Genomic DNA, 15675 nt, shown 5'->3' on the forward strand with positions numbered 1-15675 from the left:
AAAGTGTGAGGGAAAGGTGCGAATCGGGAAGGATTCGCGGGATTGCAGACGGAATGGCTTGGAGATCACATCCTGCGACGTCGACTCATGACGCCGGCAACGCCCAGCAAGGCCAGTGCTCCCGGAGTCGGGATCGGGTAGCAGCGCGTGTCGATGACGACTTGATCAACCCACGAAGTGACCCCGGGGATTGGCGGCGAAATGGTGAGCCGCTCGAAAGGCGGGCAGACATTGGTGTGCCACACGGTCACTTCATGGAACCAGTCGTTGCCAAGGGCGGTCATGCTGGAGCTGATTGGCGTGAAGAGTCCGCCTGGGCCGGCGAGGGTGCTTCCAATGGATGGCGGGAACGCCGCAAGTGCCCAGAAGGTGATTTGGACGACAACTTCTTTTTGATGGTTTGGCTGGTTGAAGTTTGGAACCAAGAAGCTGAGGGAATCGGTTCCATTGAGCGCCCAGACATCGTTGCGGCCGGCGAAGCTCGAGAGCCAATTGGTGGGATTCGGAGCGGTGAGAAACGGCACGCCGTTTGGATTGTTGAACGGGCCGGCGTCGGGGGCGGTGCCAGTGGGGCCGCTGCTGAAATCCCAGTGTTGAACGGTTGTGCCGGCATTTCCGCGCCAGGTGGGCGGGGTCAGGTCGTCGGCGTAGGACGGTGCGAATGTTGCTGCGAGAACGAAGGAAGCGCTGAGAAGGAACTTATTCATGATCGAAACCTTTGGGAAAAGAGTGAGGGGAACTGCGAATCGCGAAAGACTCGCGGGGATTGAGGCAGGGGGAAAGTCTGCCAAGCACGATGCGCGGATCGGGGAATGATCCGCAAGTGAACCTTGATGAATTTGGAAGGCAGCCGACGGCGCCTGAAACAAAACTTTTTCAGCAGCACCGCAATCGCCGGAGATCTCAGTCCCTTTCACTGAGATCTCCGGCAGCGGCGTGCTGGAGTTCTGTTACGTCGCCAAGTCTTTCAGTCCAGTCGATAGCACAGCGATATCAATCACCTTCTCCCTTTAAGAAGGCGAAAGCCACACGCACTCCGGCTGAGATTGAAAGAACAAGTCGTGTCTGTGACTCAAAGAAAAAGTCACAAACCTTGCACTCCAAACCCGAATAATTTTTCAATACCCTTTAAACCAGCTCACTCGTCCGACAACTGGGAACAGCCGGATCGGTCGGATTCGACCCGCAAACCACTAATAACACTGAAACATACGGAGTCAAAGCAATTTTCAAATTTTATTGAAAATCATTTGGCCACCCCTTGTTGATTGAATTCGCAAATGATCACGGATGCGGAGGAAGTGGCTTCATCTGCCCGCTGGCGACCTTGGCCTGATGGTCGCTCCAGGACATTTTCGGCTTTCCATTGTCGATCTCAACCATGGTGATGCACTGATCGACCGGGCAGACCAGCGAGCAGAGGTTGCACCCGACGCAATCCTCCTCGCGGACCTTGGGGACGACCTTGAACGGGACGCGGCCCGGGCCCAAGCCCACGCCCAGGGATGCGGGATCAAGCAGATCGATGCACTGATGGGCTCCATCCTCGCAGGCGATGTAGCAGAGGTTGCAGCCGATGCACTTGTCGTAGTCGATCCGGGCCACGCGTTGGAAATTCAGGTCGAGATTCTGCCATTGATCGAGGGTTTTCACGCTTAGACCGCACAGGCCCGCGATCGACTTCATCCCCTTTGAGTCGAGGTAGGCGCTCAGGCCCTCTTTCATGTCCTCCACGATGCGGAAGCCGTAGTGCATGATAGCGGTGCACACCTGCACGTTGGTGGCGCCAAGGGCGATGAACTCTGCGGCGTCGCGCCAGTTGGCGATGCCGCCGATGCCGGAAATGGGAAGGCCGACCTCCGGGTCGGCGGCGCAATTCTGGACCATGTTCAATGCGATGGGCTTGACCGCGGGGCCGCAGTAGCCGCCGTGCGACGACTGGCCGCGCACCGTCGGCTCGGGCACGAAAGTGTCCAGGTTCACATTGGTGATGGAATTGATCGTGTTGATGAGCGAGATCGCGTTGGCTCCGGCCCGCTTGGCGGCTCGCGCCGCGGCGGTGACGTCGGTAATGTTGGGGGTCAGCTTCACGATCACCGGTATGGTGGCGGCTTCCATGACCCAGCCGGTGATGCGCTCCGCCACGGCCGGCTGCTGCCCGACTGCGGATCCCATGCCGCGCTCGCACATGCCGTGGGGGCATCCATAGTTCAGTTCGATGCCGTCGGCGCCGCAGTCGGCGGAGCGCTTGACGAATTCATGCCACTCTTCGCGGGTCTCCACCATCAGCGAGGCGATGACGGCGTGGTGGGGCCAGCGCTTCTTCACCTCCGCGATCTCCTTGAAGTTGGTCTCGGGGGCGCGGTCGCTGATCAGCTCGATGTTGTTGAAACCGATCATGCGCTGCCGGCCGAAGTTGAGGGCCGAGTAGCGCGACGCCACATTCACGATCGGCGTGCCGATGGTCTTCCACACCACGCCGCCCCAGCCGGCTTCGAAGGCGCGGTGACTTTGATAGGCGGTGTTGGCGGGCGGCCCCGAAGCCACCCAAAAGGGGTTGGGCGACTTGATGCCGGCAAGATTGCTGGAAAGATCGGCCATGATTTATTGCGGCGCCCCCGGCTTGCGCGGTGCGTGATTCTTCCGGGCGAGCTCCGCTTCGAGTTCGTGGGCGCGTATCGGATGCAGCAGACCCGAGCCCGAAGCTCCGCTTTGGGCGCCCAGTCTTGAGGGTTGCTCCGGGTAAGGCTGTGACTTGCCGCTCAGGAACTTGTGGATGCCATGGGCGGCTTTTTTCCCCTCGCCGACGGCGTTCACCACTTCGCGACCGCCATTGGCGCAGTCGCCGCCGGCGAAGACATGGGCCAGGTTGGTGGCGCCGGTCAGCGGATCGATCGCGACAGCGCCGCGATCGTTCAGCTTGAGCGACGGGAAGAGCTTCTTCAGCAGCGGAACCTGCTTCTCCTGGCCGACGGCCTTCAGGATCATGTCGCAGGGCTCGATCCACTCGGAGCCGGCGATCGGCTCAAGTGTTCCAGCGCCCGTCACGCGGGTGCGCACCAGCTTGAGGCCGCTGACATGGCCCTCGCGATGGAGCACTTCGACGGGCGCTGCGTGAAAGTGGAACTCGGCTCCTTCCTTTTTGGCAAGCTCGTACTCGAAGTCGTACGCGGTCATGTCGCTCGCACCGCGGCGGTAGATAATGCAGGCGTGTTCGGCTCCCAGCCGAAGAGATTGCGAGACGGCGTCGATGGCGGTGTTGCCGCACCCGATGACCACCACGCGGCGGCCAACGGGCACGCGGTCGAGCGGCTCGGCGTGGACGCGCTTGATATAGGCGAGCGCGTCGAGCACCTCGGGCAGGTCTTCGCCGGGTACGCCCAGTCGATGGCCTTCACCGAGTCCGATGCCGACGAAGATCGCCTTGTACTCCTGCTGCAGATCGGCACCGCTCACGTCGCGTCCGACGGCGACGCCGCAGCGGATCTCCACGCCAAGACTCTTGACCAGCTCGATCTCCTCCAGGCTGAAAGCCGGAGTCATCTTGTAGTAGGCGATGCCGTAGGTGTTCAATCCGCCGGGAAGCTTTTCCTTTTCAAGGATGGTCACGCTGTACCCCAGCTGTGCCAGCTCCGCGGCGCACCCCAATCCCGCGGGACCGGCGCCGATCACTGCGACCTTGGTGCCGTTGCGCTTGGCGGGGGGCTGGAGCACCTTCAAATGGTGATCGCGGACGAAGTCGGTGGCGTGGCGCTGCAGTCGCCCGATCTCGATCGGCTTCTCGTCGCGGTCGTGCAGCACACACGCTCCTTCGCAGAGCACCTTGGTGGGACAGACGCGGGCGCAGGAGGCGCCGAGGATGTTGGCGGTCAGGATCGTCCGGGCGGCGCCGGCATCGTTGCCTGAGGCGATCTTCTTGATGAAGGCCGGCACGTCGATGCCGGTCGGGCAGGCGGCGATGCACGGCGCGTCGAAGCAATAGAGGCAGCGCTCGGCCTCCACCAGCGCCTCCTGCGGACGCATGGGCGGATGAATCTCCGCCATGTTGGCGGCGGCTTTTTCGGCTGAGAGCAGGGGCTGGAGCGGCATGGGATCGGTGTCGACGGAAAGAGTATCGGCAGACTCCGCAGGGACGCAAAAGAATTCGGGGCGTCGGCCCTTCCGCCGACTCGACGAACGCGAGCTTCGCGGTCACACTCGGGCGCATGGCCGACACGCTTCAACCCCGACGCACGATCGACGAACTCAAGGAGCTCCGCGCTCTCACCGGCGACTCGGAGGGGGCTCAGCGGGTCGCCTTCACCCCGATGTGGTCCACCACGCGTTCCTGGCTGGGACGGAAGCTCGCGGCTCTACCCGTGGTGACGCACCGCGACGCCGCGGGCAATCTCTGGTCCACGTTGCGCGGCGAATCGCCCCGCGAGCTGCTCATCGGCGGCCACATGGACTCGGTGCCCAACGGCGGCTGGCTCGACGGATGCCTGAATGTCCTGGCCGGTCTTGAAATCCTGCGCCGCATCAACGTCGAGTTCAAAGGCAAGCCGCCGGTGACCGTGCGGCTGGTGGACTGGGCCGACGAAGAAGGTGCACGATTTGGAAAAAGTCTGTTCGGCTCCTCGGCTTGTGCCGGCTCGTTGAACATGGAAGAAGCGCGCCGACTCGTCGACAAGGATGGCGTCACGCTTCCTGCGGCGCTCAAGGGAGTCGGGATCGACCTTGAGCGCGTCAAGGAGAGCCGCGTGGAATTGAAGAACGCGGCGGCCTACATGGAGCTGCACATCGAGCAGGGGCCGGTGCTGCTGGACAAGGACCTTGTGCTGGGCACGGTGCTGGGAACCTGCGGCGTCGAGCGCCACGCCATCACCTTTCACGGGCAGGCCGCGCACTCCGGCAGTACGCCGATGAACCGGCGGCGCGACGCATTTCTTGCCGCGGCGCGGATGAGCCCGGAGATCTACGACATCACCGCGAAGCACGGCGGCGTCTGCACGATCGGCTCGTGCGTGACGAAGCCCGGCATCGTCACCAGCGTGGTGGAGGAATGTCGCATCACGCTGGACCAGCGGCACCTTGATCCCGTGGCGCTGGCCGCCATGCTGCAGGCGGCGCGCGAGGCCAGCGAGCGATTCGCCCGCGAAGGCGATGTAACCGTGACCTGGGAGCGACTCTGGCAGATCGAGCCCATTCCTTTTCATCCGCAACTTCTGGATCTCTGCGACGAGTCCATCAAGGAAACCACCAACACGCAATTCCGCCTGCCCTCGGGTCCACTGCACGACGCCGCGGAAGTCTGCCGCTCCGGCGTGCCGACCATCATGATGTTCGTGCAGAGCCTGCGCGGCATCAGCCACAACAAGATCGAGGACACCAAGGAAGAGCATCTGGAGGCCTGCGTGGTCGCTTTTGACCGCCTCGCCAGCAAAATCATCCGTTGGATCGCTGCGTCGAAGTAGTTAAAGATTCATCCGATGTGCTTTGCGGCGAAATAAGCGGCAAAGAAACGCCCAAAGGCCACCATTGGAACGCGGATTTCCTGTAGTATTCTTGATCCCTCCAGAGGCGCGTGCACTTCGCATCGCCCTCATCCACAACAATTTTGGGGCTGGCCACACGGCCTGTATTTGAAAGGCACATTTTGTCTCTATTTTCCACACTCGGCTTAGACGATTCGACCCTCCGCATGCTTGTCGAGGAGGGCTACACCACTCCCACTGAAATTCAGGCCCAGGCCATTCCGCCGGCGCTCGCCGGCAAGGACGTGCTGGGCATCGCCCAGACCGGCACCGGCAAGACCGCGGCCTTCGCGCTGCCCATCATTCAGAAGCTGCAGAACGAGAAGCTCTCCAAGAAGATGTTCGAGCCCCGCGCGCTCATTCTCTCGCCCACGCGCGAACTGGCGGCGCAGATCGCCGAGAGCTTCGCCACCTATGGCCGCGGCACCGGGCTGCGCCACACGGTGGTCTTCGGCGGCGTGAGCCAGTACCACCAGGAGCGGGCGCTGGAGCGCGGCGTGGACATCCTCGTCGCCACGCCGGGCCGTCTCATCGACCTGATCGACCAGGGCATCATCTCGCTGTCTTCAATTCACACCTTCGTCCTGGACGAGGCCGACCGCATGCTGGACATGGGCTTCATTGACCCGATCCGCGAGATCGCCAAGAAGCTCGCCCCCAAGCGGCAGACGCTGCTTTTCTCGGCGACGATGCCGCCTGAGATCGCCGGACTCGCCGCGTCGCTGCTGCACAATCCGGTCCGCGTTGCCGTGCACACCGTGGCCAGCGCCGCCCCCAAGATCGAGCAGCTGGTTTACGCGGTGTCGCGCGACCGCAAGTTTCAACTATTGGGGCACATCCTGAAGGATCCCGAGGCGAAGAAGGTGCTGGTGTTCATCAAGACCAAGCACAACTCCGACAAGGTCACCAAACGGCTTCGCGCCTGCGGCGAGCGCGCCGAGACCATCCACGGCAACAAGCCGCAGAGCCAGCGCACCCGCGCTTTGGACGGATTCCGTTCCGGGCGCGCCCGCGTCCTGGTGGCCACCGATGTCGCGGCCCGCGGCCTGGACGTGGACGACATCACGCACGTGATCAACTACGACCTGCCGATCGACGCCGAGGCCTATGTGCACCGCATCGGACGCACGGCGCGGGCTGGAGCGACGGGCATTGCCATTGCCTTTTGCGATGACTCGGAGCGCAATCTGCTCCGGAGCGTCGAGCGGCTGATCAAGAAGCCGATTCCGCGCGGCAAGCTGCCTGCGGAGCTGCCCGACATGAAGCCGGCACCGGGAGCGATGGTCGAGGAAGTTTCAGATCGTGGCGGCGAGCGCGGCGGACGCCGTGAGCGCGGTGGCCGCGGAGATCGCGGCGCGACTCGCGATGGCGGACGACGACGAATTCGAGGCGAGAGCCGAGACGGCGGGGCGCGCGAAACTCATCCCAAGCGTGAACATCCACGGACCGAGCGCCCGAAGGTGGAGCATGTGCCCGAGGAGCCGGCGATTCGCGAGGATCTTCCGGAGGATGTATCGGTGCGCCGCGACTATCCGCGCACGCCGCGGACGGAGCACAAGCCGGCCGACAAGAAATCATTCGCCGAGCGGGCCTTCGAGAAGAAGACCTTTGAGAAGAAGCCATTCGAGAAGCGGCCCTTCGAGAAGAAGACCTTCGGCGAGAAGAAGGACTTCGGCAAGAAGATGTACTCCCCGCGCAAGCCCCATCCGCTCGAGACCCGAGTCGAGGTGGAGTCCGACCGCGGCGACGAAGGCGGCGGCCATGTTCACCAGGGCGACACCCGCGAGCGTCCGAATGGTTTTCAAGGTGGGTCCCAGACACGAACTCAGGGCGGATCCCACGGGGGATCACGCGAAGGCGGGCATGTGGGGTTCGGCAAACGCGGCGGATTCAAGCAAAGCAAGTCCCGTGGGTTCGGCGGCGCTTCGTCCGGAGGGGGATTCCGCAAGGGCGCTCCATCCGGCGGCGGCTTCCGCGGCAACTCAACCTCCGGTGGCGACTCTCGAGGAGGCGCTCCAACCGGCGGTGGATTCAAGAGCGGCGGATTTAAAAGCGGGGGCTTCAAGAGCGGCGGTTTCAAGAAATCCGGTTTCAAAAAATCGGGATTCAAAAAGAGCGGCAGCTTCAAGGGCAGCGGGCGCTAAAAAGAGCGACGGTGTGTTCACCGTCGCGATCGTTCAATTCAAAATTGATTGTCGCTTTCAGCGTCGCCGACGGGCAATCACGCCGGCCACACCCAGCAACATCGCCGCGCCGGGAGCCGGCACCGTGGCCACATTGAACTCGATGAATGTGTTGTCCGGGCCCGCGAGTCCGGCCAGATTCAGCACCAGAGTGTCTTCATCCAGCACATAGAGTTGGCCCATCCAAGGCAAACCAAAGTTGGAGTTGGAATTGCCGGTGTATGGCACACCGGGGCTCATTGCGCCGATGGAGAACCCTGTGAAGGCAGGGATAAGGTGGTTGACATCTCGAAAGACATACCCATAGAAGTAATTTGGTGGGTTGACCGGTGGGCCGATGTTCATCCAACCTACAGCTGCACTGCTTGAATAAAAATTAATACGGATGGCCAAATCAGAAATGTCAACGTCGATCCCAAACGCGTGCGGTGGAGGGATTCTGAATTGATACTCCACGCTGTCGGTGACGGTGGCGGTGAATGTAAACAATGTGTCGGTGGTGCCGGTTGGCAACAACCCGGTGATTGCAGTTCCCTCCAATGCAGTGGCGCTGATGACACCACCCATCATGCCGGCAAGGGCTTGAGAGGCAAGAATGATTGCGGAACCTGCAACAAATGGAATCAGAGAGTGCATGGCCTGGCGACCTTTCAATGAATTGTGGCTCACGAGGAGATCCGGAATCAAGTGAGGGTCACTTTGAATTCGGTCAGTTGATCATTGGAGTTGCATGAAGAACGCTATTTTTGTTTTGTTGACAAATTACAAAGCCAATCGCGAATTGAACTGGTGCATTGAGCCAAAAACAGCAAAAAAACCGCCGCCCTGAACAAGGGCGGCGGGAACAACAGAACAAATGTTTGGATCGGTTTTCAGCGTCGACGACGAGCGGCCAAGCCTGCGAGACCCAGCAATGCTGCAGCGCCCGGAGTTGGAATCAGGAAGGTCCCGTCCGTTGTGTCGGCCGTGGAAGCCGAGAAGGTCCAGTTCGCCGTATTGCCGAAGCGGGCGAGCCATGTCGCACGGTCAGCCGCGCCGCTGAAGGCGGCGAAGTTGAACTTGGAAAGAGCGCTCTGGGTGGAGGTCAGGAACGCGGATGTTCCCTGAACGAGCCCGGGTGCCAGCTCGCCGGTGGATGAAGTCGTGGCCGCCTCGTACGCGCCGGTGTTGTCGAAGTTGTAAAGGCTGCTGAAGCCGCTCAGCATCGGCTGCACATTTGTGCTGGTGAACACGGTGACCTGCTCGCCCGTGGAACTGAGCGAGAGTTGCTGGTAGGCGCCGCTGCCGGTGGTGTAGATGGTTCCGGACAGGGTCCAGTTGCTGGCGTACGCAGCCGACTTGGAACTGACAACATTGCCCGCGAGGAGGCCGCCCGCGCCCACGGTGAACTTCATCAGGTTTTCGTTGCCGTCATTGTCGGCGGCAGTCACTCCACGGAAACCGGTCGGATTGGTGTAGCCGTTGTCGGAGAAGTAAAGGACGGTGCCCGGGCTCAGATCGACCAGGGTCGCGAACGAGATCGAGTCGCTGCCGACGCCCGAAACCTGGAACTGAACGATTGCAATATCGCCAGAGACCAGTGCCGCTGAGGCGGCTGACGTGAGGGCGATCGCGCCAGTGGCGATCATCAGTGGCTTGAGTGACTTCATGGGGTGAACTCCAGAAAGGGGGGAAAGGAAAGGGAACTCAGGAAAGGGAATCCTGATATCGATAACATGCCCCCTGTTTGTGATGGTTCCTCATAATCTGCGCTATTGAATTGTTAAGAAATCGCGAATGCTTTGCACTCGACTACACTGACGGCCTTCACGATTCCCAAGACTTTCAACGGACACATTCCATGCAGCAGAACAACCCACAAAGCGGCGACAAAAAGAATGATCTGAATTCGGGCGGCGTCTTCGGCGCCGGACCGGAGAACGCGGGCAAACCTTCACCGTTTGCCCACGGCACGCCGGGCGGATTCAATTTCCACGGCAAGAACGCGACCTTTGGAAATAGCAAGGGCTCCAAGAAAGGCGCCGGCAAGCGGTCGGGACCCATCAGCGGCGGTGGTCAGAAGCGATCGGGCTTCGGCGGCGCACGCGGACGCTGAGTGTCACTCGAAATTTCGGCACGAAGCGCACCCGTCCAGTGCCGTTCGTTGTTTGATTTTCAGCGCGGCGTGATCCGCTCGAGGCCGCCCATGTGGCTGCGCAGCGCCTCGGGCACCGTGACCGAACCATCCTTGTTCTGGTTGAGCTCGAGAATGGGAATCAGCACGCGCGGGCTCGCGATCACCGTGTTGTTGAGCGCCCAGGCAAAGTGGATCTTGCCGTCGGAATCGCGGTAACGAAGATTGAGCCGGCGGCACTGGTAGTCGCCCAGTCGGCTCGCCGAATGGGTCTCGCCCCATTCGCCGGTCGGCACGCCATCGGGGCCGGCGTTGCCGCGGCCGGGCATCCAGCATTCCACGTCGATCATGTCCTCGTTTTTCATGCCCAGGTCGCCGGTGCAGCATTGCAGGAGTCGGTAGGGCAGCGCGAGCTTCTGCAGAATCATCTCCACGGTTTCCAGCATGTGCTTGTGCCAGCCGCGGCTCTCGGCGTCGTCGGCTCGGCAGATCACCACCTGCTCGACCTTGTCGAACTGGTGGATGCGGTAGAGGCCCGCGGTGTCCTTGCCCGCGCTGCCGGCCTCGCGACGGAAGCAGGTGCTTTGAGTGGTGTACTTCAGGGGCAACCGCTCGATCGGAATAATCTCGTCCGCGTGGAAGCCCATCAGGCCGACCTCGCCGGTGCCGGTGAGATACAGATCATGTCCGGCTCCGCGCCGCGACTCCTCGATGTGGTAGGCCTGCTCGCGGCCGAAGGGGAAGAAGCCGGTGCCCAGCATGCACTCTTCCTTCACGATCACCGGCACGCCCATGGCGGTGAAGCCGCGGTGCTCGGTGATGAAATCGAAGGCGAAGCGCAGCACCGCCAGGTGCAGCTTCATGCCCAGGCCGGTGAGCACATAGTGGCGGGTGCCTGCGGTTTTGACGCCGCGCTCGAAGTCGACCAGGCCAAGGTCGCGCACGAGTTCAAGATGCGATTTGGGCTTGAAGCCGCGCTGGCTTTCGAAGCTCTTGGCGGGATCGAAGCCCGGCGCGTTCCAGCGGCGGATCTCCTTGTTGTCCTCGGCGCCGGCGCCCACCGGCACATCCGCCGCGGGGGGCTGCGGCACGCGCAGCAGCAGCTCGCGCCACTTCGGCTCGGTCTCCATGAGCCGGCGGTCGATCTCGGCGGCCTCCTGCTTGAGCTCGGCGGGGCGGCGCTCCAGTTCCTTCAGGCGGGTTTCAATTGTCTCGCGATCGGCACCGGCCGCCGCTGACTTGAGTTGGCCCTTCAGTTTTCCAAGTTCCGGTCCCGCATCCTTGCTGAACTTGTTCTGCTCGGCGCGCATCGCCTCGAGCTTGCCGATCAGGTCGCGGCGCTCGGCGTCGATCTTCAGCAGCCCGTCCACATCCGCGTCGGCGCCCTTGAGGCGCACGGCCTTGCGAAATCGATCAGGGTCTTCACGCAGCGCTTTGATGTCGATCATGGAATGAGCGAGTGTAGAAAAAGCGGGGGACTTGTGCGGCGGTGATTTTGTTTTGTAACCCCGACGAAATCAAGACCAAGTCAGGGCGAATTCGGGCGCCGGTAGCTCGGCGCCGCCGCCCAGCGCATGGTGTCGGCGAGCGTGTCCCAATAGGTCCGATCAGGATTGCCGATGAATTTCGCCGCGGTGTGGTGGCGACCCACCAGCACGCGGTCGCCGGCGCTCAGTGGAACAATGGCCTGTCCATCGAGCACCAGGGCCGAACCCTCGTTGGCGCGGACGACCTCGATCATGATCTCCAGATGGCTCGCGGTCACGATCGGCCGGAAGGCCAGGCTGTGGGCGCAGATCGGCGTGACGATGATCGCCTCGAGGTCGGGCTGCACGATCGGCCCACCGGCGCTGACGTTGTAGGCGGTGCTGCCGATGGGCGTGGCCACGATCACGCCGTCGCCCAGAAGACTCGGTCCCTGCTCCTGCCCGAAGGAGAGGCGCAGCTCAATCATCCGGAAGGGAGTGCCCGCGGTGATCGCGGCCTCGTTGATGGCGAGCCCCTCGTGCACCAGGTCGCCCCGCGAATTGCGGACGATGGCGTCGAGCACCATCCGGTTGCGCACGATCGGATCGTGCCCGAAGATCGTGGTGGCGTGGCGGCGCAGCGAGTCCAGATCGAACTCCGCGAGAAAACCCAGGCGCCCGAAATTCAATCCCACCATCGGCACGCCGCGGTCCAGCAGGCGCCGGCACTGGGCGATCAGCGTTCCATCGCCGCCGAGCACAACGACAAGATCGAAAAGTGTCCGCAGTGGAATCGGCCGCAGGTCCGCCTCGAGTTCCTCCACGATGCGGCCGTGCGGCGTGATGATGCGGCGCACATCCTCGATGGCTTCGGGCACGCCTTTGCGCCGTCGATCTGCGATGAGGAGCACGTCGGTCATGTCAGGATCCCCACTTTACGCCACCAGCCCCTTGGTGAGGCGGAGGAAGGCCGTTTCGAGATCGGCCTCCGCCTGCTGCAGGGAATTTATCCGAAAGCCCGCGGCAACGAGGCGGTTGGGCAGGTCGCTCACCGGAAGCCCCGCCTCCGAGTCGAGCGTCACCTCGATGCGCGTTCGCCCCTCGCTCTGCTTCAGCTCGACCATGCTCACGCCCTTCACCTTGCGCAGCAATTCGGCGGCGGCCTCGGGGCGCTCGTCCACCGCGATCTTGACCAGCGTTCCCCGGTGCGCCCGCGACATGACATCCTTCATGCTGCCGGCGTAGACCAGCTTGCCGCGCTCGATGATGCCGACGCTGGTGCAGAGTTCGGCGAGCTCGGGCAGGATGTGGCTGGAGATCAGGATGGTCTTGCCCATGCGGAGCAGCTCCTTCAGCAGCTCGCGCATTTCGATGCGGGCCCGTGGGTCCAGCCCCGAATTCGGCTCGTCCATCAGCAGCACCTTGGGGTTGTGCAGCAGCACGCGGGCCACGCTCAGCCGCTGCTGCATGCCGCGGCTCAGGCCGTTGACCTCGGTGATCGACTTGGACTTGAGGTCGGTCAGCTCCAGGACGTCGTGGACCGCCTTGAAGCGCTCCTTGCCGTGGATGCCGTAGCAGGAGGCGAAGAATTCCAGGTACTCGCAGACGGTCATCTCCTCGTAGGCGCCCATGAAGTCGGGCACGTAGCCGATCAGCGGGCGGATCAGGTTGTTCTGGTAGCCGATGGTCTTGCCGTCGACGCGGGCCTCGCCCCAGGTGGGCTTGAGCAGGGTGGCCAGGATCTTGATCGTGGTGGTCTTGCCGGCGCCGTTGGGCCCGATGAAGCCGAAGCACTCGCCCGCCGCGATGGAGAGGTTGAGGTTGTCCAGCGCGACCAGCTCGCCGTACTTCTTCGTCAGGTTGACAGTCTCGATCATCGCCACAGTGTTCTCAGGGTACGGGAAGGGGGAAGGCGAAGAGGGCGGGATCCTCCGGCAGCGGGATGACGATGCGCACCAGCACGTCGCCGCGGCTCTCCGGCGCCGCGCCCTTGAGGGTGAAGGGCACCGGACTGGCGACGTTCTCCAGCGTTCCCATGACGATCAGGCAGGGCTGGGTCAGCCAGCGCGAAAGGTCGATCGAGCGGCCGAGGTCGCGGGTGACGCGGACGGGCGTCGGCGCGTCGGGGGGATTCATCTGGTAGGCGGGCGGCTCGAGCATCTGGTAGAGCGAGAGCATGGTCATGTCGCTTTGCCAGCGTTCGGCGCCGAACACGTCGCCGCTGCGGATCGGAAGATTGCGTTGCGAGTTCTTCAGCAGCGGCCGCTGATAGCGTTCGAGCAGCGCTTTCGTGAGGGAGTCGGAATCCAATTTCCCGGGATCGACCGGTCCGTTCTGATAGAGCACCTTGGCGAGGTCGATCTCCTGGCCCGGATTCCAATCTCCGGGCGGCATCATCCAGCGGCCCGCGTTGGGAAGCGGGGCGCTGGGCTTCAGGCTGAGCTTGGCGTCGCCGTTCCATTTCGGCGTGGCGAAGCGGAAGGGCGAGACGTGGATCAGCGTCACGTTCTTCAGCGCCGCGGGCAATCGGTGCGTGAGCGATCCGCTCAGTGAAATCAGGTTGCGACTGGAAGTGGTCGCGGTCGCCGTGACCGGTTTCCCTTCGACCGGCGCGGGAAGCGATCCCCATGTCGCGGGCAGCGACCCCATCCATCGCGCCTCGAAGTCGCTCGTGGTGGCGCGGGAGGGCAGGGCGATCCGCGCCGGATCATCAACGGGTTGGTCGAAGCGCGCGGTGTCGGGGAAGCGAAGGCCGCTCCCCGAGGGCGGCGGCGACCACGTGGCCAGAACATTTCGCGGGCCGGCCTCCGGCGCCATGGCCACCTCGGACTGGCCGAATCCAGGAAGCAGCGCGCTGAGCCACACCGAGGCGCGGACCGGTGTCGCTCCGCCGGCGGCCGCGGGAGAGGCGTCGCCGATGGCGTCGAGCACCGTCATGTGTCGAAGCTCGGTCGCTGCGGTGCCAAGCATCCCGCCGATTCCATAGGCGACGGCGGAGGCGATCAGCGAAACGCCCGCGAAGACCATCCACGAGAGCCTTTCCAGTTTTTTCTTGCGCAGCGCCAGCCAGGCGACGGGACAGGCCAGCAGCCAGTAGAAAATGAAGAGCCCGAGCGTCGCCAGCACGCCGCCGGCGGCGCGCCCCTGCAAACCGATCTGGCCTGAAACCAGTTCGCCCTGGCCGCAGTCGTACTCGTCGTATTGCCGCGCGATCGCAAGCCTCGGCGGCTTGTGCTCCTGGAGGCGCTGAAAATCGTTCACGCTCATGGCGTCGGCGCGGCGGCCCAGGATGCGGTTCCAGAAGATGTCCACCTGGGGCAGGGATTCAGCGGCAAAGCCGCCGCGGTGCAGCGAGTCGATGTCGACGCCGATCAGCGTGATGCTGCCGTGGCCGAAGGAGCGCCGAGCCACGATGCTGCCGCGGCCGTTCCATTTCAGGATTTCCCCGGCGCCGGGGAAGGCACTCAGATCAGGCAGACCCACCAGCGGCTTCCAGGGCGCGCTGAGCGACTTCGGATCGAAGACGTAGATCGGCACCCGCATATTTTCGCGGCGCAATTCTGTGGCGCGGGAGAGCGCCGGCAGCAAGGACTCGACCGGGACGCCGTCGACCTGGACCATGCCCTTGGCCGGAAGCAGGTCGGTGAGGAAGTGCGCCGCGCCGCCGCCGATCGACCAGGGGTTGCCGCTGGAAGGCAACGTGATGACAAGCGATCCGCCGCGTGAAATCCATTCGCGCAGCGCCGCGGCGCGGTCGCCGGCAAGCAGTTGCGGCGACGCCTGCGACCAGATCACCTCGTTGAAACTCCACAATCCCTCCCACCGGTCGGGGAAATCCGCAGGCGAGACGCCGCGAGCCGCCAGCGTCAGCGAGTTCATGCTGGGCACGAAGCCAAAGGAGGGCGGAACTGCGGCCAAGTCATCCAGCCCCATGCGGCCGTCACCCACGATCGCGATCACATCCTGATTGGCCTCGATGGGAAGCGAGGCCTCCTCGGCCTGCGCGGGAGTGAATCGAATCGCCCCCAGCGGTCGGACGCGGCGGCCCTGGTCCGCCTCGAAGACGCGCACCGAGTAAATGTGTCCCGCCAGCGCGGCGGCTGACGAAGGAGGGAGCTTGGCATAGAGCCAGCGCGAAACATTTTGCGCCGGCGGCAGCGTGACTTCGCGCCAATATGAGGCGACATCGCCGTCGGCGTTCTCGACCTCCCATTGCACGATCGCCGAGGTCGGGTCGGGCAGGTCGCTGCGGAGCCGCAGTCGCAGACCCGTCATGTCCCCCGGTCGGTAGGCGTTGCAGGCGCCGAAGCGCTCGACGTGGATCTCCACTTCGTCGGCCTGCGCGGGAAGCGCCGCGGCGCACAGGGCCAGCGCCATCGCGATCCGCCTCAGGCGATTGG

At 63.4% G+C, this 15675-nt stretch carries 12 protein-coding genes; 3 read left to right on the top strand and 9 right to left on the bottom strand.

Annotated features, from left to right (window positions below):
- Window positions 1–65: 65 nt before the first annotated feature.
- The 3 genes from K8R92_01895 to K8R92_01905 all read right to left on the bottom strand — a co-directional run bounded on the left by K8R92_01895 (window position 66) and on the right by K8R92_01905 (window position 4089).
- The gene (locus tag K8R92_01895) at window positions 66–917 is read right to left on the bottom strand and encodes a hypothetical protein (GenBank protein ID MCE9618644.1); all 852 of its coding nucleotides are present in this window, start codon (window positions 915–917) and stop codon (window positions 66–68) included.
- Between the two features lie 367 nt (window positions 918–1284).
- Complete coding sequence (preA, locus tag K8R92_01900) at window positions 1285–2601, bottom strand: NAD-dependent dihydropyrimidine dehydrogenase subunit PreA (GenBank protein MCE9618645.1); 1317 nt, start codon at window positions 2599–2601, stop codon at window positions 1285–1287.
- 3 nt (window positions 2602–2604) lie between these two features.
- A complete protein-coding gene (locus K8R92_01905) occupies window positions 2605–4089 on the bottom strand; it encodes an NAD(P)-dependent oxidoreductase (GenBank protein ID MCE9618646.1) in 1485 nt (494 codons plus the stop codon).
- 116 nt (window positions 4090–4205) lie between these two features.
- Here K8R92_01905 and K8R92_01910 point away from each other — a divergent pair, with 116 nt between their 5' ends.
- A complete protein-coding gene (locus tag K8R92_01910) occupies window positions 4206–5453 on the top strand; it encodes a hydantoinase/carbamoylase family amidase (protein MCE9618647.1) in 1248 nt (415 codons plus the stop codon).
- Between the two features lie 227 nt (window positions 5454–5680).
- Window positions 5681–7657, top strand: coding sequence for a DEAD/DEAH box helicase (locus K8R92_01915; protein ID MCE9618648.1), 1977 nt, complete (start codon window positions 5681–5683; stop codon window positions 7655–7657).
- A 57-nt stretch (window positions 7658–7714) separates the two neighbouring features.
- Here K8R92_01915 and K8R92_01920 read toward each other — a convergent pair whose 3' ends face one another.
- Window positions 7715–8365, bottom strand: coding sequence for a hypothetical protein (locus K8R92_01920; protein MCE9618649.1), 651 nt, complete (start codon window positions 8363–8365; stop codon window positions 7715–7717).
- A gap of 203 nt (window positions 8366–8568) precedes the next feature.
- Entirely contained in the window at window positions 8569–9345 is a 777-nt protein-coding gene (locus K8R92_01925; GenBank protein MCE9618650.1) for a hypothetical protein, read from the bottom strand.
- A gap of 191 nt (window positions 9346–9536) precedes the next feature.
- Here K8R92_01925 and K8R92_01930 point away from each other — a divergent pair, with 191 nt between their 5' ends.
- A complete protein-coding gene (locus K8R92_01930; protein ID MCE9618651.1) occupies window positions 9537–9791 on the top strand; it encodes a hypothetical protein in 255 nt (84 codons plus the stop codon).
- Window positions 9792–9850: 59 nt separating this feature from the next.
- Here K8R92_01930 and serS read toward each other — a convergent pair whose 3' ends face one another.
- The 4 genes from serS to K8R92_01950 all read right to left on the bottom strand — a co-directional run bounded on the left by serS (window position 9851) and on the right by K8R92_01950 (window position 15652).
- The gene (gene serS / locus K8R92_01935; protein ID MCE9618652.1) at window positions 9851–11257 is read right to left on the bottom strand and encodes a serine--tRNA ligase; all 1407 of its coding nucleotides are present in this window, start codon (window positions 11255–11257) and stop codon (window positions 9851–9853) included.
- 80 nt (window positions 11258–11337) lie between these two features.
- Window positions 11338–12195: an NAD(+)/NADH kinase gene (locus tag K8R92_01940; protein ID MCE9618653.1), complete on the bottom strand. Its 858-nt coding sequence runs from the start codon at window positions 12193–12195 to the stop codon at window positions 11338–11340.
- Window positions 12196–12210: 15 nt separating this feature from the next.
- A complete protein-coding gene (locus tag K8R92_01945) occupies window positions 12211–13152 on the bottom strand; it encodes an ABC transporter ATP-binding protein (protein ID MCE9618654.1) in 942 nt (313 codons plus the stop codon).
- Window positions 13153–13165: 13 nt separating this feature from the next.
- Window positions 13166–15652 carry a hypothetical protein gene (locus K8R92_01950; protein ID MCE9618655.1) on the bottom strand — a complete coding sequence of 829 codons (2487 nt, stop codon included), beginning with the start codon at window positions 15650–15652 and terminating at the stop codon, window positions 13166–13168.
- Window positions 15653–15675 lie beyond the last annotated feature (23 nt).

The sequence above is a fragment of the Planctomycetota bacterium genome, from assembly GCA_021414025.1.
GTDB lineage: Bacteria > Planctomycetota > Phycisphaerae > Phycisphaerales > SM1A02 > SYAC01.

Coding starts and splice junctions, on each gene's coding strand:
- preA (MCE9618645.1), bottom strand. CDS start 2,601: ATGGCCGATCTTTCCAGCAATCTTGCCGGCATCAAGTCGCCCAACCCC.
- K8R92_01905 (MCE9618646.1), bottom strand. CDS start 4,089: ATGCCGCTCCAGCCCCTGCTCTCAGCCGAAAAAGCCGCCGCCAACATG.
- K8R92_01910 (MCE9618647.1), top strand. CDS start 4,206: ATGGCCGACACGCTTCAACCCCGACGCACGATCGACGAACTCAAGGAG.
- K8R92_01915 (MCE9618648.1), top strand. CDS start 5,681: ATGCTTGTCGAGGAGGGCTACACCACTCCCACTGAAATTCAGGCCCAG.
- K8R92_01925 (MCE9618650.1), bottom strand. CDS start 9,345: ATGAAGTCACTCAAGCCACTGATGATCGCCACTGGCGCGATCGCCCTC.
- K8R92_01930 (MCE9618651.1), top strand. CDS start 9,537: ATGCAGCAGAACAACCCACAAAGCGGCGACAAAAAGAATGATCTGAAT.
- serS (MCE9618652.1), bottom strand. CDS start 11,257: ATGATCGACATCAAAGCGCTGCGTGAAGACCCTGATCGATTTCGCAAG.
- K8R92_01940 (MCE9618653.1), bottom strand. CDS start 12,195: ATGACCGACGTGCTCCTCATCGCAGATCGACGGCGCAAAGGCGTGCCC.
- K8R92_01945 (MCE9618654.1), bottom strand. CDS start 13,152: ATGATCGAGACTGTCAACCTGACGAAGAAGTACGGCGAGCTGGTCGCG.
- K8R92_01950 (MCE9618655.1), bottom strand. CDS start 15,652: ATGGCGCTGGCCCTGTGCGCCGCGGCGCTTCCCGCGCAGGCCGACGAA.